The organism is Bacillus sp. GbtcB14, assembly GCF_019091205.1.
Taxonomy (GTDB): Bacteria; Bacillota; Bacilli; order Bacillales; family Bacillaceae_G; genus Bacillus_A; species Bacillus_A cereus_AG.
Genome location: NZ_JAGXJT010000002.1, coordinates 263,404 through 285,855 on the forward strand (window position 1 = coordinate 263,404; position 22,452 = coordinate 285,855).

Below are 22,452 nucleotides of genomic sequence, written 5' to 3' on the forward strand. Positions count from 1 at the left end.
TCCCTTTTTTACTACTTATTATGTTTGTCGTCTATATATTCAATAGCTTCTTTTAATAGTTCATCAAAATCCTCAGGATAATCATGTTTTAAATTAGGTACAACTTTAAACTCATGTTCTATATTCTTATCTCTTAATAATTGTACAAGTTGCTGCGTACATTCGAAACAATCTTCATCTTGATCCCCGCACACTATATATCCCTTTATATTTTTATCTTGTAGCACTTCCAATAACTCATGCCATTCTTCAATCTCTGGAAGCCACGGCGCCATAAAAATAAAACCATCTACATCTATATTTTTTTGTAAAATCGTATACAAAGCTACTCTTGCACCAGCAGAAAAACCACCAATTATTACACTTTCTACTGTATGATTTTTTATAAACGTAACGTAATGCTCTTTTAATTCTTCTTCCCCTCTATGTATATCATCCCACACAAACCCATCTGAAAACTGAATTTGCGAAGATTGTGGTAAAGCTAACGTATAATCTTGTGTCAAAACAGTTTTCCAATATGGTTCTATTATCCCTATATTTTCTTGATCACCGTGCATTGCAATAAACAGTTTTTCTTTTTTCTTACTGTCTATATATTTCACGTCTGCTCGTTCTGTTTTCTTTGCTAATTCTTCTCTTTCTTTACATAATTGAACCATTTTTTGAAACTCTTCAAATTTATGTAGTGGTTTTAAATCGTCGTCGGAAATTAAATACTCATTTCCATACCAAAAACCCTTTTCTATAATAGCTTCCTTCATTAGATGTAGCGCTTCTTCTTCAAGTCCTGCCGCACCCGCTAGCGCATATTTAAAATTATATATTTGTGCCTCATTCCCCACTATACCTTTCGCATGCTCCATTATATAAGTATACGCTTCCAAACTTCCTTTATTTGCGTAACGATGTAACGTTTCATTTAATAATTGAATATAAGTCATACTATTTTTCATACTCCCATTCCCCCGTAATCTTTTATCATATTTAGTTCTCAAACCTTTATACCATTCTGTAATCACTATATATAACTCGAGCTAACAATACTTAATCATTACTCCTCTTCGTCCAATAAGTTTAGTGTAAAACGGAATAGAACGAAATTTCAATATTTTCATAAACAAAAAAAGACAACAATATATTTATTGTTGTTTTCAATACATCTACCCACTCTTTTGTTTTTTTCTGTCTGGTTTACTTGAAACTAAATAATGTTTTTCTGAAATATATAAGTCTCTTTTTAATATACGATTTAAATACGGCCCTAATTTCATCCCGCATATAAGGCGATCTTCACTACCTTCAACGATTGGAAACATTTCTTTTTCTGTTACGTATTGATCTACTGCTTTTTGTACGATATCAATTTCTTTAACTAGGTTTAGATTTTCTTCTGTATGTTCAAATACCTCAAGCGTTTCCTTCGTAATAAGAAAACTATTTGTTGGAAATGCAAGTAAATACGGTTTTAACAAATCATAATTTACTGTATAATCATCATTTACTAATACTGTATAAACAATATTAGCATTCTTTTCTAGAAACTTAGCCATCGCTTGTTCTAATTCATCTTTCGTAATTTCACGCTCTTCTTTTCCAGTTCTGAAAAAGCGAAACATCGCATCGCCTCCTTTTTACTATATTATAGCATAAAAGAAAACTGAAAAATTACAAAAAAAGCCATTGAAAGAATTTTTCAATGACTTTTTTCTTTATATACTTATATTTATTTTAAGAATGCACTTAGCATCCATACATGTTGTTCTAATGTTGTATGAATCGCTAACAACATGTCCGCTGATGTTTCATCGCCAGCTTCACCAGCAACTTCCATGCCTTCTTTTAATTCTTGAATAAGTGCAGAATAATCATTCACTAATGTTTGCACCATTTCTTCTGCAGATTCCTTGCTTGTCCCTTCATTCACACTAGATGTTGCAAGATATTCTTTCATTGTTGCTAGCGGTTTACCTTCCAACGCTAGAATACGTTCTGCTAATTCATCAATATTTGTTCCAGCCTCATTGTAAAACTCTTCAAATTTCTCATGTAACGTAAAGAAGTGTGGTCCTGTCACATACCAGTGATAATTATGTAGTTTCACATATAACACATTCCAGTTTGCTACCTGCTTGTTTAATACTTCAACAACATTTGTTTTCGTACTCATACAATCCACTCCTCTTATCATTTCATAATGTTTATCTTTTAATAACCTAATTACATGTTACCATACATTTCCTATCCTTTCGAACGATTGGCTCATATGTAACAAAGTTTTAACACCTTTAATACTTCCCTAATATCTTTTAATTCATGTATGTTTTCAAACACTTCATACGTCTAATTGTCCAAGCTCATACATATGCATAATAGTAAATCAAGCTCATCGTAGTAGAAAGAGGGATAACATGGACAATCAACAATGGCAAGTAGCAAAGAAAGTCGCTGCTACTTATATAGGAACAGTCGTTGGAGCTGGATTTGCTACTGGACGAGAAATTGTTGAATTTTTTACAGTGAACGGATTTTATGGAACAATTGGCATATGTGTAAGTGGATTTTTTTTTATTTGGCTTGGCACAAAGATGATGTTACTTTCATCACAAATCGGTGCATTTTCAGCGCAAGAATTTAACAAATACTTATTTGGGGATGTAGTTGGAAATGTTGTAAATACACTATTATTACTCGTATTATTTGGTGTAACAAGCGTTATGTTATCAGGAGCTGGGGCAGTATTTGAAGAACAACTTCGTTTACCAAGACAACTCGGCATTTTCATTACAGTGATCGCCTGTCTCATTATAGGTAGTCGCGGATTACAAGGGGTTTTTGAAGTTAATACACTTGTCGTACCTATTATGATGATTTTCATTATCGGACTTGCTATTACAACTTTTTTTCACGGTACAACTCCTATTAGTAACACTATCCCTGCAGAAAGCTGGAATATGAAGTGGATTACTAGTCCTATTACATATGTCGCCTTAAATCTTTCTCTCGCTCAAAGCGTTCTCGTCCCGTTAGCCAGTGAAGTAAAAGATCGAAAGGCCATTCTATGGGGCGGTATTTTAGGTGGTGCAGGACTTTCTCTAATTTTATTATGCAGCCATTTAGCTATCTTATCTGTCGACCAATTTTATCAATATAACATCCCAATGGCTGAAGTCATAAGAAAATTCAATGCAACTTTTCATTTTTTCTTTGTTCTTATCATTTTCGGTGAAGTGTTCACAACTTTAGTTGGTAATGTGTTCGGAATGACAAAACAAATGCAATCCATCACTAGATGGAAAAGTAACAATATTATTTTCTTCATTTTACTCATAAGTTATTGCTTTAGTTACGTTGGTTACAGTGAATTACTCCACATTCTATATCCTATAATCGGATGGGTCAGCATCATTTTACTTCCGATTATCGCTTTTAAACAACTTCAAAAGACATAAAAGAAGCATCCATGTTATTGGATGCTTCTTTTATGTTCATTCACAATCATCACATACTTCCCAGTACGGACCCATTTCCAATGCCAAATATGGTTTTAATTGCAACCGAATCATCCGACTAGGCATGCGTTCTAAAATGAATTGAATCCCTTCTTCCTCTTCGTCTAATTCAACTTTTGAAATCGCAATTCTTTGCATCGTCGAAATAGGCATTCCATCTTTATATAAAGTGATTTTCACCTCATCATATTCATTAAAATACAATTCAACACTCATTTGATTTTTCAACATTTCATCAACAATTTCATATTTATCATTTCGTTCCTGGATTATATATTTCCAGCCGCCTCTACCTTCTTCTTTCGGAGCTGCTTGAAATAATGTCATCAAATCCTCGTATAGCATAAGATAACCCCTCTCTTACTAAAAAACGATGAGTATTTTATATACCCTTTATCTCTATCACTATCCATATGTATTGTACCATATATCACCGTTCTTACCGTATTCATTTGCTTCATAAACGCATATAAAACACCTAATTTTCTTCCTCACTATGTGAATTGTCTCATATTTCATTTCTTAATATCATCATAAATATTTAGAATTATACTAAAATTCAATTAACTATTTCTTTGTCCATCCTCCACTTATTATTTCCTTGCAATAACAAAAAAGAAGAGTGACTTATAACACTCTCCTTAAAAGAATTTCCCAGTAGCTGCTAACGCTAATACTAGTATTAAAATTGTAAATAATAATGAGACAATGAAACTAAAAATAGGTAATGCTTTCTTTTCATTCTTCTTAAAGAGTAACTTTAAACTAAGAAAGATGTTTACTGGTACAAGTATAAAATAAAAATATTTAACAATTTGCACCGAACTATTCGAAAGTGTTTTTAAAATAAACACTTCAATTAGAAAGACAATAAAAAATGAAATACTTAACCAAAATGAGACATAACTAAGCCAAGAATGTCTTTTAGTACCCCAATAAACTCCCATAGTAATCTCCTTTATTTGCATTTTATATGAATATAATTATACACAAACTTAACAAATACCTCTATTTTTCGACAAATATTATACAAAATATACCTTTAAATAGTATAAAGATACTCTCAATCTCATTTCATTTCATTTTACATAATAAAAACAGACTACTCCAATAGCATACTGCTATTTTGGAGATAGCCTGTCTTATGTTAAACTTTAAATCTTTCAATTAACCCTTGTAACTCTTCAGCCATTTGAGATAATGTACCAGCCGCAGAACTAATCTCCTCTATGGACGCTAGTTGTTCTTCTGCTGATGCTGCAACGTTTTGAGTACTCGTCGCATTATTCTGTGCTGTCATTGCAATTTGACCTACTGAAATAGACACTTCATTTGCACCTTTTGACATCCCGTTAGCCGTTACAACCATCGTTTTAATTTGATTTGCAATTTCATTTGTAGATTGTAAAATCTCAGTAAAGTTTTGCTTCGTTTCATTCGCAATAACAAGTCCAGATTGAACTTCTTCATTTACATGACTCATAGATTTTACAGTCTTACCCATGTCATCTTGTATTTCACATATTAATTTACTAATTTCACTAGAAGATACGCTAGACTTCTCCGCCAATTTACGTACTTCATCTGCAACGATTGCAAATCCTCTTCCGTGCTCTCCTGCTCTTGCAGCTTCAATTGCCGCATTCAAAGCTAGAAGATTTGTTTGATCTGCAATATTTTGAATTACTTCTAGTATGTCACCAATTTGTTTGGATTTATTATTTAATAACTGTATAACTTCATCTGATTGTGAAACAGATTCTGCAATAGACTGCATTTGATTTACTGTTTTTCCGACTAGTTTCCCACCATCTTCTGCTTTTTCACGAGTATGAGCAGAAGCCGTACTAATTGATGATGAACTATTTGCTACGTGCTGAATTCCTTCTGTTACATCAAATAGTAACATTGCACCATTTTCTACACTTGTCGTTTGCGTTGTTGCCCCGCTCGATATTTCATCCATTGCCATTGTAATTTGCTCAGTCGCTTCACTCGCTTGTCTTACACTTGCCGTTAGCTCTTCTGATGCTGCTGCAACATGTCCAGCCGAAGTATTAATTCTCCCGATTAACGTTCGCAATGCATCAGTCATCTCATTAAATCCTTTTGCAAGTTGACCAATTTCATCATTAGAATGAATTTCGATGGTTTGCGTTAAATCTCCCTCACTTATTTCTTTAGAAGTAACAACTAATCTTTTTAATGGCTTCGTTATAGAAAGTGTCACAAAATAAATAAGTGCCCCGCCTATAACTAATGAAATGAACATAACAATTAACATATTATAAAATACAGGCTGCGCAGCTTCAATTACTTCATTTGAATACATCGTCCCACTGATTTTCCAACCTGTTTTTACATTTGTAGAAAATACCATTTGTTTTTCGCTACCGTCATACATATATGAAAAAGCACCATGATTATCTTCATAAATTTGCTTCGCCCAAGAATCAGATGCTTTTTCTCCTGATTTCTCTTGAGGATGTGCAATTATTTTTTGTTTCCCATCTAAAATGAAAGCATATCCTTTTTTACCAATATTGATTAACTTTGTTGTTTTTAATAAATTATCTAAACTTAAATCTACCGCTACAACACCGTTTTTATCTTCTGCTTGTTTTGCAATCGTTACGACAATATGTCCATTTCCTTGTGCCTTATACGGCTCAGTAATTACAATACCACCTTGTTTTGCGACTGCATCTTTATACCAAGAACGTTCTGTTGGATCATAGTCTGCTGCCATTTGTATATTTGGTTCTTGCACAAATTTCTTATCATTCCCAGCAACGTATACTTGTTCAACATCTTTATTCAAATTGATATATTGAGATAACATTTTTCTTAATTCATCTTGATTATCCCCTTGATACATATTACTTTGAATCACCCGTGCAAAATTATTGACATCATTAAATTTTGCATCAATCATTTGATTGATTAAATTATCTAATATTTTTATATTGTCGTGAGCACTGCTCGTAATTTGTGATTCAAAATTCTTTTTAGCCGTTTGATAAGACATGCCTCCGATAATAGAGACAGCCGCAATTAAAATGACAAAAAATGAAATTAGTAGTTTTTTTGCTACTTTCATATCACGAAACCAATTTAATAGTCTACCCATTACAAACCTCCTGCTTTTCAATTTCAAAAGTTAAATTTAGTGAATTATACATATTTCCCATTCCCGAATTATTATTTTCATAACCTATTATGATGAATACTTTGTAAAGTTTAAACAATTAATTTCCCTTTGTCTATATATATGAATAATATTATTATAAAATTTACAAAAGCAAAAAACCAAAGGGAACCACCCTTTGGCTTTTTACATTTTTTTATGCTGTTTAGAAATCTTTTTCCACTTATCACGCTCTGTCCTTGCAAGAACAGCATCTTGTTTTCTCTTAAAATACGCCAGTTCTCTTTGTAGTTTTTTATAGCTTTGCAAACGATTTATCGTAATAATTCCGTTATCAATTGCATGATGCACTGCGCACCCTGGCTCATTTTCATGCTTACAATCCCTAAAATGGCACGTTTTTGCTAGTTCTTCAATATCAGAAAATGTTGTTTGAATTGCATCGCTTCCTTCCCAAAGCTGCAGTTCCCTCATACCAGGAGTATCAATAACTAAACTACCACTCGGTAATCGGAACAATTCACGATGCGTTGTCGTATGCCTTCCTTTACTATCTTCTTCACGAATATCTCCCGTTTTTGCTACTTCAATTCCTATAAGCGCATTTAGCAAAGTGGATTTTCCAACCCCGGATGATCCGACTAGAGCAATTGTTTTCCCAGAAGAAACAAATTGCTGCAACGATTTAATACCAGCATGCTCTAAACTATCAACAACGAAGATCGGAACACCAATTGCCACAGCTGCCGTTTCTACAATTTTCTGTTCCACGTCTTCACATAAGCTACTCTTTGTTAAAACAATAACAGGCATCGCACCGCTTTCATACGCTAATAGTAAATAGCGTTCCATTCTTCTTACGTTAAAATCATGGTTAAGTGCATTCACTAAAAATAGATAGTCTACATTTGCTGCTATTACTTGTTCTTCCGTTCGAGTACCAGCCTCTTGTCTAGAAAAAGAGCTTCTTCTCGGAAAAATACGATGAATAATTGCTTTCTTTTCATTCTCTATTTTCTTTATATACACCCAATCACCAACAGCTGGATAATCTCCCTTGGTTACTGCTTCATGTCGAAACTTTCCAGACAGCTCTGCCATATATTCACCATCATTACAAATAATTCGATATATATGCTTATGCTCAAGTAAAATACGTCCTACTTCATAGTTCTCAACAGCTTGTTCTTCAAAAAAAGAATCCCAGCCGAACGATTCTAAAATATTTTGATTCAAATTGATATCCTCCCTAGTTTGAACTCAGTGGAAGGATTGTGCGCTCACTTATAGAGTATCGCCCTTTCCGTCCACCTTTGTATTTGGTTTACTATTCATATAAGTTAATTTCGCCATAATACATCACCCCGTTCTAATTTTAATTACTCTCATTATATGGAATATCCCGTTAAAAAGCTACCTTATTTAACGTAATTTTCAAATAATTTATTTTTTAGCATTCTAATTTGTCCACGATGACTAATTTCATCTTCTAGCACGTGAAACCAAAGGTAGTGCTGATTATACGCTACGCCATTAGGCCACTTTCTTTCTGACATTAGCCATTCATCATCCTTTTGTCTCAAACACTCTATTGTTTCCTCTCGAATTTTCTGTAAAAGTTGTACATAATACTGTATATCATGACCACGGATTGTTCTCCCTGCTTCCCCTAAATACAGAGCGTCTTCCCATATTTCTAATTCTTCTTTTGTAAAGTCGCGCTCTTGAAATGAAATAAGTTGATGGGCTTTTTCTATAGCTGCTATATGCTTCAATAACGCTCCGATGGAATTTCCCCCACTCGGCATAATTAAATCTAATTGCTCAACTGATAGATCTTTTATTTCCTGTAATGTTACAGCCCTCGTATGCTCCAGCATGCTTACTAATTCCCCTATATTTTTTGTATAACCATCTACACTTCTTATTCGATAATCTATATTCATCTCACGCGCCCCTTTCTACATTCATATTAAGGAATAACCTCTTCATATAATAGACTAAAATATATCAGATTTTTCTGTTATAATTAAATTGAATATAGAAGAAAACCAAACAAACTTTCTCAATATGCTTCTATGAAATATTAAAAGGAATCAATATAAAATAATCGAATCTTATTCACTAAAAGGAGTGGATTCGATGGAAATGTATCAATGGCTAACTGCTGTGCTCGTTGGTGGCATTACTGGTTTCGTTTCCCATCTTATCAATAACCAAGGCAAGTTATTGCTTCCACGCCGTTTGAAAACTTTTTTTCACTTTGGGTTTTTGACTGATATTTTCACTGGTAGTCTAGCTGCACTGCTTGGACTCGTTCTATTCGATGTCACCTTAATAAAAGAAATTATAAAAGTATCCATTGTGACTGCTATTTCTGGTCAGACTTTCTTACTACACCAAGCGCTTGGTGGTGAGCAAGCTAAAAATACACAAATTGGGAAAGCTGATGAGAAGATTCAAGAAATTGACAAATTATTACGACGTTAGTGTATACTTTCTTTAAAAATTATTGCTATAATAAACAATAAATATTTTCTATTGCGTCGTTTGTCAGAAGAAAGGGTGTTTCGTATGACAAAAAAGAAAATAGAAGATTTCTTAACAAACACTGAAAAAGAGGAACTGCTAGAAAACTATAAATGTTTACGAGAAGCCCGCACAAAAAGCGAAGCTAACTATTTTGGTGAGGCAGTAGACCATCTATTAAATAAAGTAAAAAAACGAGTTATTGAAGAAGCTGGAATACATGATGAAAACGCAGCAACTGTTCAATCAAAAAGAAAAGCACTGTTTTAGTAAATTAACTAAAACAGTGCTTTTTATTACGGTATTTTTCACATTACTTTCACATCTATTTCACAAATATAAGTAGTCCTATATGTTAAACTAAGTATATCCTTTTCCAAGGAACTATATGCCGATATATAAATCCCTATCTCTTTAGGGATTTTTATTTTTTGGATTTCTCCGATTTATTTTTAAAGGCTTTAGGATACAATTCCTGTTTCACTATTTTCATTAAGTTTTTCACTTTTTCTAAACAAAAATAAAGCTCCTATATATAGTAACGCAGTAAAGCTACCTATAAGTATAAAATTGTGAGATGCTGCAAATAACATTCCTGCTATTGCCGCTCCAATCATTTGACCGATATACATAGAAGCATTTGCAAGCGCGGCTCCTGTCCCTCTTGCTACACTAGACATGTTTTGTAAGTGTCTCATCATTAATACAAATAAAATTCCTGTCACAAAAAACAAAACAAAAAACAATAACTCCACCAATATAATGTTCTTTACATGAGGAAGTATGACATATAGCACTGCTGTAAATACAATTCCACCATAAAAAGAAAGGTTATAACCAATTTTATTTACGATTCTAGGACCAAAAATATTCCCTGTTAAATTTCCTAATCCTAATACGAGCATAGCTGTTCCTATTTCATGAACTTGTAAGCCAAATTGAATGGAAAGCCATACGCCAAAGAATGAAAATGCTGCAAAATTACCAGTTTGAAAAACAAAATATGCAAAATAAGAAAGTGAAACCTTTGAATCAGTAAGTAATTGTTTATAACGCTTTAAGATGTTTGTTTTACTTCCACCTATATGAACCGGTTGTATTTCTGGTAATACTACATAGATAAGAATGACAAGTAGTGCTGATAATAGACCAATAATGAAAAATGGTGTTGTATAGTGTATCATTGCCAAATACGCCCCAACTGGCAGCCCTAAAATTTGGGAGATTGATAACCCTGCTGTTGCAATTCCAATTGCCTTTACAATTTGCTCTTTCTCTATAAGAAGCGGAATAGATGCCCACACTTGTGGAGATACAAAGGCTGCACTTACACCTGCTAAAAATCTAAATGCTAGCATCCATAGAAAACTCGGTGCCATTCCACATAAAAACGTACTTAACGCAAAAAAACTCATTCCTATTACCATTACTTTTTTTCTGTTTAAGCCATCTGATATAGGACCAGCAATAAGTGCAAATCCAGCGTATCCTAAAGCATATGAACTCACCATCCATCCTGATAGCTCAGTTGAAACATGATACACCTGTTGTAATGTCGGTAAAAGTGGTGAAATTAAGAAAGTATCTGTACCTATCATAAACATGATCGTAAAGAATACAGCTAGTACTCTTTTCATTTAAACCTTCTCCTTTTATATAAAAAGAGGGAATTACCCCTCTTCTCAACTAAGCTTCTAAAATAGATTCAATTTCTTTCATTACCTTTTCAATCAATGAAACTTCCACAGCTCTTACACTTTCTCTTATTTGCTCCGCTCGTTTTCCACCAGGAATAACAGTATCAATTCCTTTTTGGTTTAATAGCCACGCTAAAGCTAAATGTGATACTTCGATATTTTTTTCTTTAGCTAATCCTTTTAACTTCTCAACTTTTTTAAAGTTGCTCTTATATGTATTTTCTTCAAATAGATTTACACTTTGACGCCAATCTCCTTCGTTCAATTTAAAATCTTCTGTATATTTTCCACCTAGTATCCCAAAGGCAAGAGGTCCGTATGGAATAAATGAAATACCTGATTCTATACAATACGGCAAAAGTTCTTCCCCAGCAGCACGATCCAACACATTATACGGTGATTGTACAACATCTATTTGTCCGTGCTGATTCGCTTCTTTTAATTGCTCTACGTTTACGTTTGATATTCCAATTGCACGAATTTTCCCTTCTTCTTTTAGGCGAGTAAGTTCACCAATTGAATCTATGTAACTTGTTTCTGGATTTGTAAAATGTAAATAATATAAATCAATATAATCAGTTTGTAATCTTCTTAAGCTATTTTCCACAGCATTTCTTAAATAGCTTCGTTCATTATTAATATAAACCTCTCCATTTAATAACGGCTGTATTCCACCTTTTGTAGCAAGTACAACTTCGTGGCGTTTTCCTTTCAATACTTCTCCTACTAATTCCTCTGATCTACCGAAACCGTATGAATCTGCTGTATCAAAAAATGTAATCCCTTGCTGGATAGCTTCTTCTATTAATCGTTTTCCTTCTTCCTCATTCACATCAGCATATAAATTATGTCCCCCTACAGCGTTTGTTCCTAACCCTAACTTTGAAATATGTAGTCCTGCCTTTTGCAATTTTGTATACTTCATTTTTTCTCCCCCTATATTTCTATTGTTCGAATATAATCGAACAATAGAAATATATCACTTTATATGCTATAGTGCAACTAGAACAACTTATACAAGTAGGTGAAATAATGCGAACACTATACCATCCGAATCGAGAAGAAATTCAATTCTCTTCAGTCTTATATGCACTTAGCGATCAAATTCGTTTACAAATTGTAACTATGCTACTAGAGAAACATGAACAATCTTGTGGTGCGTTAAACATTCCAATTGCGAAATCAACTTTATCTCACCATTTCAAAGTTTTACGTGAATCCGGTGTTATGTATACACGCCTTGAAGGAACACAGCGTTTCATTTCAATTCGTGAGGATGACTTACATGCTAGATTCCCCGGTTTATTAGACGTCGTAATACATGCGACAGAACCATACTAAAAAACATCCCATATGATATGAGATGTTTTTTTTAGATCTTTCTATTCTTTTCTTTTCATAAAGTGAAACTTCAATCAGTTGGGATTTTGTTCATCACACACTAGGAATACATGCGTTTCATTCTTTTTTACTTTATTTTTGTACTGGCCTCTTTGGACACTTTAAGGATTTGATTACATTTTATACACACCATTAATATAGGACCACCTACCTGTTTCAATTCCTGTAGTTGCTTATGCTCGCACTTCCCCATATTATTACCTCCCTTATCATTTAATTAGGTCATTTTGTAATTACTATAACTACTAAGTCCATTCCTAATTTAAGGTCTGAATAAAACGTTTAAATGCCGATATCCCTTCTTCATCTCGTTTAAAAACACCAGCATCTTCAAGCGCCTGTATAAATTTTCTTCCCACTTCTTCTCTTATAATCTCCTGTACATTTTGTTCATGTATCCGATTGTCATATTTGATTTTTAATTGTTCTGCCCATCGTATATGAGGCGTTGGAATATCACTTGGAATGTGAAGTAAGAATTTCTCTACTTCCTGAAGCTCTATTTTTAATCGAGCAGGAAGTACAGCTAACCCCATTACTTCAATCAGACCGATATTTTCCTTTTTAATATGCTGTATTTCCGCATGGGGGTGGAAAATACCTAGTGGATGTTCGTCACTTGTACGATTGTTCCGCAAAACAAGGTCCAATTCGTACATATTATTCCGATAGCGAGCAATCGGCGTAATCGTATTATGCAGAACATCATTCGCAAATGCAAATATATGAACAGAAGGATCACTATATCCCTTCCACCTCTCTAATATGTACTCCCCTGCATTTACTATTTGTTCTATGTCGTTACTTCTTAAGCGAATAACTGACATAGGCCATTTAATAATAGAACATTGCATTTTTGGAAAGTTAGTGAGTTCAAAAATTAGGTCGTTTGATGCATTAGCCATAGCAAATTCATAGTTTCCACCTTGATAATGGTCATGTGTAAGAATAGATCCTCCTACAATTGGCAAATCTGCATTGGAACCAAGGAAATAATGCGGGAATTTTTCTACAAATTTTAACAAACGTAAAAATGTTTGACGGTCAATTTTCATATCCCGGTGTTCTGAAGACAATACAATACAGTGTTCATTGAAATATATATACGGAGAATACTGTAGAAACCAGCTTTCATCTGTAAGATTCATACGGATCATACGATGATTCGAACGTGCTGGATGTCCACTTCTTCCTCTATATCCTTCATTCTCAATACATAGTAAACATTTTGGATAATTTGTACTTTCCAATACTCTCTCTCTAGCAATTTGTTTCGGGTCTTTTTCCGGTTTTGATAAATTAATTGTAATATCAATGGGTCCATATTCCGTATTTACTTTATAATTTATATTTTTGGCAATTTGCTTCATTTGGATATAGTTACTGTTTTTACTTAACTCATAGAAGTAATTTGTCGCAGCCTTCGGATTTTGTTCGTATTTTTCATAAAACAGAGAATTGATAACGGACGGTTTAGACATAAAAACATCCATAATTGCACTTGCTAAAATCTCCTTCTCGTCCATTACTGCCTCAATGACTTTATGCATACAAGCATATTCAATTAACTCTTCCAATAACTCCGGAATTGCTTTCTTTACGGGCGCTGACGCTTCCACTACAAAGTCATCTAAACGAAGTAAGGAAAGGATTTGATTCCTTGTATATATTTCATCTTCTTTTTCAATCAATTGGACTTCAATAGCACGATTGATTAACTGCTGGATAGCTTGATATATCATCAGTATATACCTCCTCTAACCTTATAGCGGTTTGTATTGTTACGATGCAAATTCTATGTACCTTTTATAATTTTATGAACAGGCGTATGGGATAACCACCATTCTAATATACATTTTGTTTTCTCCAAAGAAGCTATTAGCATACTTGAATCGCCCATTTAGCAAGCTATTTTGTTACATTATACGTACGTAAAAACACTTCTACAATCAACATCTTGTCATATTTTTTAGACATCTTGCTTTTCATTTTTAACATCTCACTAAACACATAAAAAGTAACATTTCTGGAAGAACGATTTCAGACGATTCAATGAACACAATAAGGCCTATCTCCACCGAGATAGGCCTTTCATTTACGATATTACACTAGCTATAAAACTACCTTTAACTTAAACCCTGCTCTTTATCTCTGTGTCTGTCCCCCTGCTGCTAGCCTTTCAATACGTAAATTATCTAAAATAAACGTACCTGCTCCGGTATCCCCGTTTAAATTCGTTCCATCACTGAAAATTCCGACATAAGTTTGACCGTTCTCAGAACCTGTCACAGTAAACTCTGCTGTTTTTGTATCAGTAGATGCAGTAAGGGTGTTATTCACACTCAATCCCTTTGCACTCGCAATGTCTCGAACATCAATTTCTTGATCCCCTGAAATAAAGCGGAATGCAGTTGCTGTTGTTTGATAGTCAAATGATACTTTATAAGTTATGCCAGGTTCGAAACGATAATTTTGAGGAATAGTACGGTACAGCAAACCTTTATTTCCAGTGTTCACTTTAACGGACCAATTCCCACCTAATACATCGTCGACTAATTTTTTACCTGCCCAGCCTTTTTGCGTATATGGAGCATGCAGCTCAGACAGATGAATTCTGTTGTCTTCTACCCCTTCTGTGTTACCAATAACGAATGGGTAAATACCTTGTACTACCGATTCAAAATCTTGTTTAAATTCCGTCGGTGAGGCATAATTTTTTAAGGACTTTTGAACGATCCGAATATCATCAAATCTTGTGTTTCCTTTTCCAGCATCACGGCTGAGAGTTAATTTAGCTTTATTAGTTACAGCTGTAAAGCTTACTTGCATGATTTGCATTTTGCTATTATATCCATCATTTGAGGCATGTGAATCTGCCTTGACATAGTTCTTTTGCAGGCTGCGAAGTGTGTAATTGTTAACGTCTTCTTTCCCACCTGTTACTGTAATTCCGGCCTTTACATCACTATTGTTTTCAACATATACCTCTGCTACATATTCTTTACCTGGTTCCAAACCAGTAAGGACACGGGAAACAGTTGTATCTTTTGACGGACTATCAATATTCAAGTAGTAATCTCCACTACTTACATTACGGTTGCTTCCAGTTTGATTCGTTCTAACGGCGCTTACAGCTTTGTTATCACCTTGAATAGTTGTATATGCACTTACTTTTCCTGTATTGAATCCCGTGTCATATATATGAGCACCCTTGCTCCAATCATAGTCAAGGATTTCCAAACCTTTATCTCTTTTTGGTACAACAACATAAGGAGTTGCCGCACTAGCTGTCAAAGTTACCTTATTATTTACGACCTTGACTTCTTTCATATCTGCTCTACCGAGATCTGTCAGTTTATATACATAGACACTAGATACATTCTTATATTCATCTGGAAGTGTCCAAGTAGTTGTACCACCTTCCAAATTCCAGTGATATAGTTTTTCAGAATCAGAAGTTGGATTTTTAAAGTCTTGTTTCACCCAAGGAATTAAATAAGCGTGGCCATCAAGTATAACATTTCCATTTAGTGTAATAACACGCTCCCTAGAATTGTCTTTTCTAGTTACATCGACAACATCACTATTACTTGGGTCTTTCAATTTTATTTCCTTTTCTAAGTTTGTCTTACTTTTATCCCCTTCTACAGCTGTCCAATTCGTTACATAATATTTTTGTAAGAATTTAGTAGGTAGATTTGTATCAAATGTCATGCGAATAAAATTATCAAAATTCTTATCAGATTGCCACCCTTCGAAACCAGCTAATTCAAATCCACCAAGCAATGGATGATCAGCAGTTCCTCCTACTTCAGGCCAATTCAATACCCAAGAATCTCTTTGGTGATTGCTAATAAAGCGTAGTACTTCTGAGTTGATACCTTTGCTTTCCGGTCCACCGTAGTTTTTATCGGTAGCCCAGTGTTGCCACGTTGAATAATTGGCCATAGAACCACCAAATTCCGTTGTTAGTCTCCAGCCCCTATCTTTAAATTGATCTGCTATTCTATTTGATTCCCATTGATTTTGATACCATACATCCAAATAAATAAAGTCAAGATCAGGAACAGCAGTTTTCAATTCGTCTAGTCTTTTCGCACGCGCTCCAGAATACAAATCTTTTAATTTATTAATTGTATAAGATTGATCTAACCATCCCCATCCTAAAGAACTTGGACGATCAATAAAATCATTATTGAAAGCTTTCGCTTCAGGATAAGTTTCTTGCGCATTTATATGGACACCAAATTGGGTATTATACTTACGCCCCTCTTTAATAAGCGTATTTAAATCTTTAACGCCGCCCATACGTTCACCCACATCACCATAATCTGGATGACCGCTGTCATGTCCTTCGTTTGCATATCCTTTTAATATTACAGCTTGCCCCAATTCATCTGTAGCAAGAGCAACCTTTTTAACATTATCTGCTGTTTTTAAGAATGGTTGTTGTGCTTGTGATCCGAAATTCATTGCAATACGCATTCCAACATTATTGTTTACATCTTGATATCCTTTAATATCTTGCATAATATCACGGTATGCAATCGCCGCATCTTGCCAATCTGTCTTATTATCATTATTCAAATCTTTAGCAATAGCTATTTTAATAGTTGGTTTATTTTTTTGTGGTTCTGACATAAAATCTCTTTGGTAATAGAGTGCACTAGAACCTATCCCCATTGCCTTAGCACCATTTTTATTTACATATCGATTTGCAACTAAGTTTTTATAGCCATCCACTTCTGAACTGGACCATACACCCGCACTCAATTCGTCAGTTGACAAAAATGCAGTGTAATTTTTAGTAGATGTACCTATTTCCCCCATGGAAGAATCTACGCTTACATCCACATCTCCTGATTTCCTAACATCAGTACTTATATTCGTTAATTTAGCTTTGGCACCTTTTTGCTCCGAATTTACTGAGATAACGTTCATATCAGCAAACTCAACTGTTTCAATTTTTGCACTACCATTATTTTTAATTTCATCGAAACTATAAACAACCTTATTATCATTCACCTTCAAAGATACTTTAAATACAGCATCAATGTTTTTCATTTCATCCACAACTTTTAATGTATATAGCGCTTCACTATCGTTTAACTTTTCAAAGTTTACTTTAGGATAGTAGAGTCCGCCATTTACTTTCAATCCGTAAACAGGAGCTTCCTGTCCACTCATTACTTTATCGCCAACTTTGTATTTCACAATCCGCGGGAATACTTGATCAATTGTGACGTCCATATACTTTGACTTTAATGTATCTTCTACTGGTGGAGTATCTGGAGGTTTTGGTGCACTATATTCCTTTATTTTGACATTTGAAATCGTAATATCGGCAGCACCTCGGCTTTTTTCAAACCCTAGTAAGCCCGCTTGATCTACACCACCTGTTAAAGTCCAAGAATCTATCTTTTTACCATCAATGTATAACGTTGCAACATCGTCCATGAATACTAAGCGTAAATGGTATGTTTGTTTTGCTTTTAACGGCACATTTGAAGTCATCGACGTCCAATTGTTTATAGGTCCAAATGTTTCACCAAAATACTGATCGTTCGTATCCCCTGTTCCCACATATGTGTATGTAGATGGATTTTGAACACGATAGATTAATCCAAAGCGATTCATTTTATCAGTATTAGTAGTAACATCCGCTTCAAAAACACCATTTTTAATCGCTTTCATTTGGTTGTATACAATTCGATTCTTTTGGGTAGATGTAACACCAAAAGTTGCTGAACCATCTTCATTATAGGTAACATTTCCGTCGCCTGAGATAATTTTAAGGTCGCCTTCTTCCAGTTTATTATCTGTAATGTCGACAAGTTTTTCATCTCCTGGATCTGTACCTCCATCCCCAGGCGCATTTCCTAATTCAATGAGTACTTGACTGTTTTTACCTCCAAAAGCACCAAGTTTAACCGCTTCCTTACCTGTAAGGAGATTATTTACATCATTAGATAAAGTAACCGGTCCAAATAAATCTTTTCCATCTAATGTAATATTCAAAGTGGTTTTATTATAATCAATTTTAATAGAGTGCGAAGTTCCAGCCTCTGGAAGTGGAACATTCGGTCTCGTTTTTAACCAATCACCTTTTCCTTGATATTTGTATTCATAGAACCATCCAAGTGAGTCGTAGCCTACAAAAACGAAGTTATTATTGTCAATATAGTGAGGATAGAAACCAAATCTAGTATCTTCTCCACTGGTTTCTGGAGTAAAGGTATACGCCATCGTTCCCGATTCTTTAGCGATTTTATTTTGGTCTTGAAAAATTGCAGCTTTAGCCCCATTATCATTTCCGGCACCTGCTCCAAGCCTTACATAGGACTTCCCATTTTGTTCTATTATTGCATTGATTTCGTTTCCTCCAGATGAAATTGTAACCCATGGATTAGACACATTTGCTCCTACATGTAATGGCACAATCATGCTAACTAAAAATGTTGGCACAATTAGCACAAGTGCAAGAAGGGTATTAAAAGCTCTCTTGAAATGCTTACTCTCCAATTCTTCTCCCCCTTTGAAATTTAAATTTCAGTTAAAAACAATACCTGCACATTCATTTTTAAAATATACCAAAACCTGAAAGGTACCGCTTTTACTTATCTTTAGAATAGTTTTTTTCAAGTGCCCACTCAATAAAGATATTGTTTCTTTTTTTAGTTATATTGTCTTTTTAAAACGCTTACAAAATAAGGGTAATTTCACCTTTTTATGTGTATTTTTGAATCTTACTAAATTCAATCGATTTGATTTTACACGATAATTAATATTCTTCGGTTTATATATACGAAAAAGTTATCCCCCTCCCCTTAGTCATGATTACTACTACCTTAACTGTTCTGGGCTTTCACCCCAAAATGTGTGACCATATTGAACGCATAAAAAAATGAGCAGACGAATGCCTACTCATTTTTCTTCATTCCATTTAAAAAGTCGTTCTAGTACAAATATATGTTCAAGAAATGAAGGCCATATGGAGGAAAAGATATTGTACTAACTTTGAAGCTCAGCTGTTACTTTTACTTTAGCAAACCATGAGTTAGCTGTCTCTTTCAATACGATATTTAGTTCTTCAGTATTCCTTTTACCAATATCTTTTAACCAATCACGACCTGCTTGTTCACCGCCTATAGCAAACGGTATAACACCGTCTTTCCAAGTTGCCCGACCACATAACACCCCGTTAAAGGTAGATCCGGAGTCTTTAGCAAATTTTAATGTTTCTTGAAATAATTTTGCGCTTACTCCTGCACTCAGAAATATAAATGGCAACTCGGTTGCTTCACTTTGTTCTTTGAAATAGGAAGCTGCCTTTTCTTTACTGTAAACAAATTCACCTTCTGTATATCCTTCCACATAGTTCATATCTACTGGAACTTCTACTTTTAATACATCTACTTTATATTGAGGTTTCGAGAACTCCTTCATGGCCTCAATCACTTTATACGGTTTTATTTTTGCGTATGCTTTACTTTTCACATCATCATTGTCAGCATCATAAGTAACAATCTCTAAGAAAAATGGTATGTCTTCAGCTACACACTCTGATCCGATACGTTCCATATAGACATGTTTATAATTATTAATTTTTTCATCTTCATTGACATCATAGTAGAGTAAAAATTTAATAGCATCGGCACCCGCTTCCTTTAATCGTTTCACTGACCATTCTGGTAATAAATCCGGCAACCGACCTACTTCTGATGCATCGTATCCAGTTTTTTCATACGCTACGATTAAGCCCGATTCTTTATCGCGGACCTTAGCCGCTGGCAGACCGTATTCAGGGTCCAAAAGAATCGCTGTAGCAAATGGTGTTAATTCCTCAGAAACTAATTCTTTGAAACGGATAATACCCTCCTCTCCAACATGACTTGCACCGCCAGACGCAATCATTTTTTTTAATGAACCACGTTGATCAATAGCCAATGCTCCAATTATGCCATTTTCAGCAGATAAACGTTTTAGAGCTTCCAATTTATTTTTGGTTAGTTCTAACATCAACATTCTCCTCTATCAATCTATTTTTTCAACTTTAACGAGATCAAAGTATTGTTTAAACTTATTCACATTAATATAACCAGTTCCAGCTTCCATCGTATTTAACATTCCTGTCGTCATCGCCGTTTTAAGAACAGTCTCGATTGTTTTATGTTGATGTAGTGCCACAGCTAACCCGGCAACTGTCGCATCACCAGACCCTACAGGATTGACCAATTCTATTTTTGGAATCGTAACTCTGTAATAATCATCGCCGTGCCTAACAAATGCACCTTCACCACCCATTGATACGATAACCCACTCAATTCCAGTAAATAGTTCATGGTTTAATGCTTGCTTCAGATCTATGCTTCCCGCTTCCATGTTTATGCCCAACAGCTGAGATAATTCCGCTATATTTGGTTTAATGGCCAATGGTTTTTCTTTATGCACCATCGCTTGTTTCAAAGATTCTCCTGACGAATCCATAATTACTGGAATTTCATTTTTATGACAGATTTCTAGCATTTGATAATAAAAATTAGTCGGTAACCCTTTCGGCAAACTGCCTGAAATTGTCACAAGTGAAACTGTTGTAAGTAAAAATTCGAATTTCTCTAAAAAACTAACCCCTTCTTCATTGGATAGTGTTGGACCAGATTCTAAAATCTCTGTTTGCATCCCTTCATGAAGAATGGCAATACAATTTCTTGATTCTTTTTTGATTTTCAAAAAGTCATTTGGAATATTGACTTTATTTAATTCTTGAATAATGTATTCACCAATCGTACCACCAAGCACACCTGTCGCTAGGACAACTTCATCCATTTGAGCGATCACTCGCGCAACATTCAAGCCTTTTCCACCAGCAGTTTTATGAACCGTTTCCACACGGTTAACAACATCTAACTTTAATTCATGAATCGGATAGGAAATATCGACCGATGGATTCATGGTGACAGATAAAATCATTAGTAATCCCTCTTTCAGAAAATTGTTTAAGCTTGAAAACGACATACACCATCAAGATAAGTAGCAATTACATCCATCGTTGGCGTAATCACAATAAAGTCCGCAGCATATCCCTCGGCAATCTTCCCGCATTCGCCATCGAGCTGCATACTTTTGGCTGGTGCAGTACTCGCCATGTAAATCGCTTCCTCAGGCGTGGCAATTCCCCACTCGACGACATTTTTGACAGCATCTTTTAATTGCAAAATGCTACCTGCTAAACTTCCACTTTCCAAACGAGCCATCCCCTCTTTTACTTTCACAGGAAATTCTCCCAGTTGATAAGTTCCTTCAGGCATACCTCCAGCCATCATACAATCGGACACCATTACTACCTTTTCTCTGCCGCGGATATTCATTAAAACATTTGAGGCAACAGGATGAACATGATGTCCATCACATATGATTTCGGCAAAAACATCTTTTAGATTCATGGCCGCTCCGACCATCCCTGGCTCACGATGGTGTAATGGACTCATTCCATTGAAAGTATGAACAAAAATGGAAGCTCCTTTTTCTACCGCTTGCTTTGCTTCTTCATAAGTTGCGTCACTGTGGGCCAACGCCACAGCAATTCCTTCCCCTACAGCATATTCAATAAATTCCGCTGCCCCTTTTCTTTCAGGTGCAATCGCGATTTTTTTAATAGCATTATTTGATAATTCCTGCCAAACTTTCAACATTTCAACTGATGGGTCACAAAAATATTTCGTGTTTTGTGCTCCTTTATGCTTTTCAGTAAAAAACGGTCCTTCTAAAAAGATTCCTTTAATTTTTGCACCTTGCACTTTTGTGTAGTTGGCACCAATCATTTCAACGACATGATTTAACGATTCTATTGAGGATGTTAAAGTTGTCGGTAAAAAGGATGTAACGCCGCAAGAAAGAAGTCCTACCGAAATTTGGTTCAGCCCCCCAAAACTATTGTCCATAATGTCGTGATTTCTAAATCCATGAATATGTGTGTCTACTAGGCCTGGAGCGATCCAATTTCCTCTATACTCAATAATTTCTGCCGTGTCCTCTGGCCTAGTTTCCGAAAAAACACAGAATTTTCCGTCTTTTATTTCTAAAAATCCAGGCCCCGTAACCATCTCCTCAAGAAAAAACTTATCTGCAAAGATAAAAATAGACATATATGTTTCTCCTATCCTAG

General features: G+C 34.8%; 19 protein-coding genes and 1 pseudogene. 4 read left to right on the forward strand and 16 right to left on the reverse strand.

Translation table 11 applies throughout. The features are described from left to right. Positions 1 to 11 precede the first annotated feature (11 nt). From KVT31_RS06370 to KVT31_RS06380, 3 genes are all read right to left on the reverse strand, one after another. Complete coding sequence (locus KVT31_RS06370) at positions 12 to 956, reverse strand: alpha/beta hydrolase (RefSeq protein ID WP_088096121.1); 945 nt, start codon at positions 954 to 956, stop codon at positions 12 to 14. Between the two features lie 207 nt (positions 957 to 1,163). After that, entirely contained in the window at positions 1,164 to 1,619 is a 456-nt protein-coding gene (locus KVT31_RS06375) for a DUF3939 domain-containing protein (protein ID WP_048543159.1), read from the reverse strand. Positions 1,620 to 1,726: 107 nt separating this feature from the next. Continuing rightward, positions 1,727 to 2,170, reverse strand: coding sequence for a Dps family protein (locus KVT31_RS06380; RefSeq protein WP_000105194.1), 444 nt, complete (start codon positions 2,168 to 2,170; stop codon positions 1,727 to 1,729). 241 nt (positions 2,171 to 2,411) lie between these two features. Between KVT31_RS06380 and KVT31_RS06385 the strand changes: the two genes are divergently transcribed. Further along, on the forward strand, positions 2,412 to 3,452 hold the full coding sequence (locus KVT31_RS06385; RefSeq protein WP_088096120.1) for a YkvI family membrane protein: 1,041 nt from the start codon (positions 2,412 to 2,414) through the stop codon (positions 3,450 to 3,452). 36 nt (positions 3,453 to 3,488) lie between these two features. Here KVT31_RS06385 and KVT31_RS06390 read toward each other — a convergent pair whose 3' ends face one another. The 6 genes and pseudogenes from KVT31_RS06390 to KVT31_RS06410 all read right to left on the reverse strand — a co-directional run bounded on the left by KVT31_RS06390 (position 3,489) and on the right by KVT31_RS06410 (position 8,606). After that, on the reverse strand, positions 3,489 to 3,857 hold the full coding sequence (locus tag KVT31_RS06390; protein WP_088096119.1) for a DUF3979 family protein: 369 nt from the start codon (positions 3,855 to 3,857) through the stop codon (positions 3,489 to 3,491). Between the two features lie 296 nt (positions 3,858 to 4,153). Next, positions 4,154 to 4,459 carry a hypothetical protein gene (locus KVT31_RS06395; protein WP_060490078.1) on the reverse strand — a complete coding sequence of 102 codons (306 nt, stop codon included), beginning with the start codon at positions 4,457 to 4,459 and terminating at the stop codon, positions 4,154 to 4,156. A gap of 200 nt (positions 4,460 to 4,659) precedes the next feature. Continuing rightward, complete coding sequence (locus KVT31_RS30980; protein WP_423779777.1) at positions 4,660 to 5,607, reverse strand: methyl-accepting chemotaxis protein; 948 nt, start codon at positions 5,605 to 5,607, stop codon at positions 4,660 to 4,662. Further along, positions 5,602 to 6,642, reverse strand: a pseudogene (locus tag KVT31_RS30985) (cache domain-containing protein); the annotation flags it as partial. The gene KVT31_RS30980 and the pseudogene KVT31_RS30985, both read right to left, overlap by 6 nt. Before the next feature lie 204 nt (positions 6,643 to 6,846). Then, on the reverse strand, positions 6,847 to 7,896 hold the full coding sequence (gene rsgA, locus KVT31_RS06405; RefSeq protein WP_088096117.1) for a ribosome small subunit-dependent GTPase A: 1,050 nt from the start codon (positions 7,894 to 7,896) through the stop codon (positions 6,847 to 6,849). Positions 7,897 to 8,078: 182 nt separating this feature from the next. After that, positions 8,079 to 8,606, reverse strand: a complete 528-nt coding sequence (locus tag KVT31_RS06410; protein WP_088096116.1) for a DinB family protein — start codon at positions 8,604 to 8,606, stop codon at positions 8,079 to 8,081. A 196-nt stretch (positions 8,607 to 8,802) separates the two neighbouring features. Here KVT31_RS06410 and KVT31_RS06415 point away from each other — a divergent pair, with 196 nt between their 5' ends. Together KVT31_RS06415 and KVT31_RS06420 are read left to right on the forward strand one after the other, a co-directional pair. After that, positions 8,803 to 9,150, forward strand: a complete 348-nt coding sequence (locus tag KVT31_RS06415) for a DUF4257 domain-containing protein (protein ID WP_000426320.1) — start codon at positions 8,803 to 8,805, stop codon at positions 9,148 to 9,150. A gap of 84 nt (positions 9,151 to 9,234) precedes the next feature. Further along, positions 9,235 to 9,459 carry a hypothetical protein gene (locus tag KVT31_RS06420; protein WP_140392428.1) on the forward strand — a complete coding sequence of 75 codons (225 nt, stop codon included), beginning with the start codon at positions 9,235 to 9,237 and terminating at the stop codon, positions 9,457 to 9,459. A gap of 191 nt (positions 9,460 to 9,650) precedes the next feature. Here the strand turns inward: KVT31_RS06420 and KVT31_RS06425 are convergent, their stop codons facing one another. Next, a complete protein-coding gene (locus tag KVT31_RS06425) occupies positions 9,651 to 10,826 on the reverse strand; it encodes an MFS transporter (protein WP_088096114.1) in 1,176 nt (391 codons plus the stop codon). Positions 10,827 to 10,875: 49 nt separating this feature from the next. Next, a complete protein-coding gene (locus KVT31_RS06430; RefSeq protein ID WP_088096113.1) occupies positions 10,876 to 11,811 on the reverse strand; it encodes an aldo/keto reductase in 936 nt (311 codons plus the stop codon). A 107-nt stretch (positions 11,812 to 11,918) separates the two neighbouring features. Between KVT31_RS06430 and KVT31_RS06435 the strand changes: the two genes are divergently transcribed. Continuing rightward, positions 11,919 to 12,227: an ArsR/SmtB family transcription factor gene (locus KVT31_RS06435; protein WP_088096112.1), complete on the forward strand. Its 309-nt coding sequence runs from the start codon at positions 11,919 to 11,921 to the stop codon at positions 12,225 to 12,227. 317 nt (positions 12,228 to 12,544) lie between these two features. Here KVT31_RS06435 and galT read toward each other — a convergent pair whose 3' ends face one another. The 5 genes from galT to nagA form a co-directional block, all read right to left on the reverse strand. Further along, entirely contained in the window at positions 12,545 to 14,029 is a 1,485-nt protein-coding gene (gene galT, locus KVT31_RS06440; RefSeq protein ID WP_088096111.1) for a UDP-glucose--hexose-1-phosphate uridylyltransferase, read from the reverse strand. Between the two features lie 403 nt (positions 14,030 to 14,432). Next, positions 14,433 to 18,809, reverse strand: coding sequence for an endo-alpha-N-acetylgalactosaminidase family protein (locus KVT31_RS06445; RefSeq protein WP_088096110.1), 4,377 nt, complete (start codon positions 18,807 to 18,809; stop codon positions 14,433 to 14,435). Between the two features lie 489 nt (positions 18,810 to 19,298). Further along, positions 19,299 to 20,306, reverse strand: coding sequence for a tagatose-bisphosphate aldolase (lacD, locus tag KVT31_RS06450; protein WP_088096109.1), 1,008 nt, complete (start codon positions 20,304 to 20,306; stop codon positions 19,299 to 19,301). A gap of 15 nt (positions 20,307 to 20,321) precedes the next feature. Further along, positions 20,322 to 21,257 carry a tagatose-6-phosphate kinase gene (lacC, locus tag KVT31_RS06455; protein WP_088096108.1) on the reverse strand — a complete coding sequence of 312 codons (936 nt, stop codon included), beginning with the start codon at positions 21,255 to 21,257 and terminating at the stop codon, positions 20,322 to 20,324. Positions 21,258 to 21,283: 26 nt separating this feature from the next. After that, a complete protein-coding gene (gene nagA / locus KVT31_RS06460) occupies positions 21,284 to 22,432 on the reverse strand; it encodes an N-acetylglucosamine-6-phosphate deacetylase (RefSeq protein ID WP_088096107.1) in 1,149 nt (382 codons plus the stop codon). Positions 22,433 to 22,452: the final 20 nt, after the last annotated feature.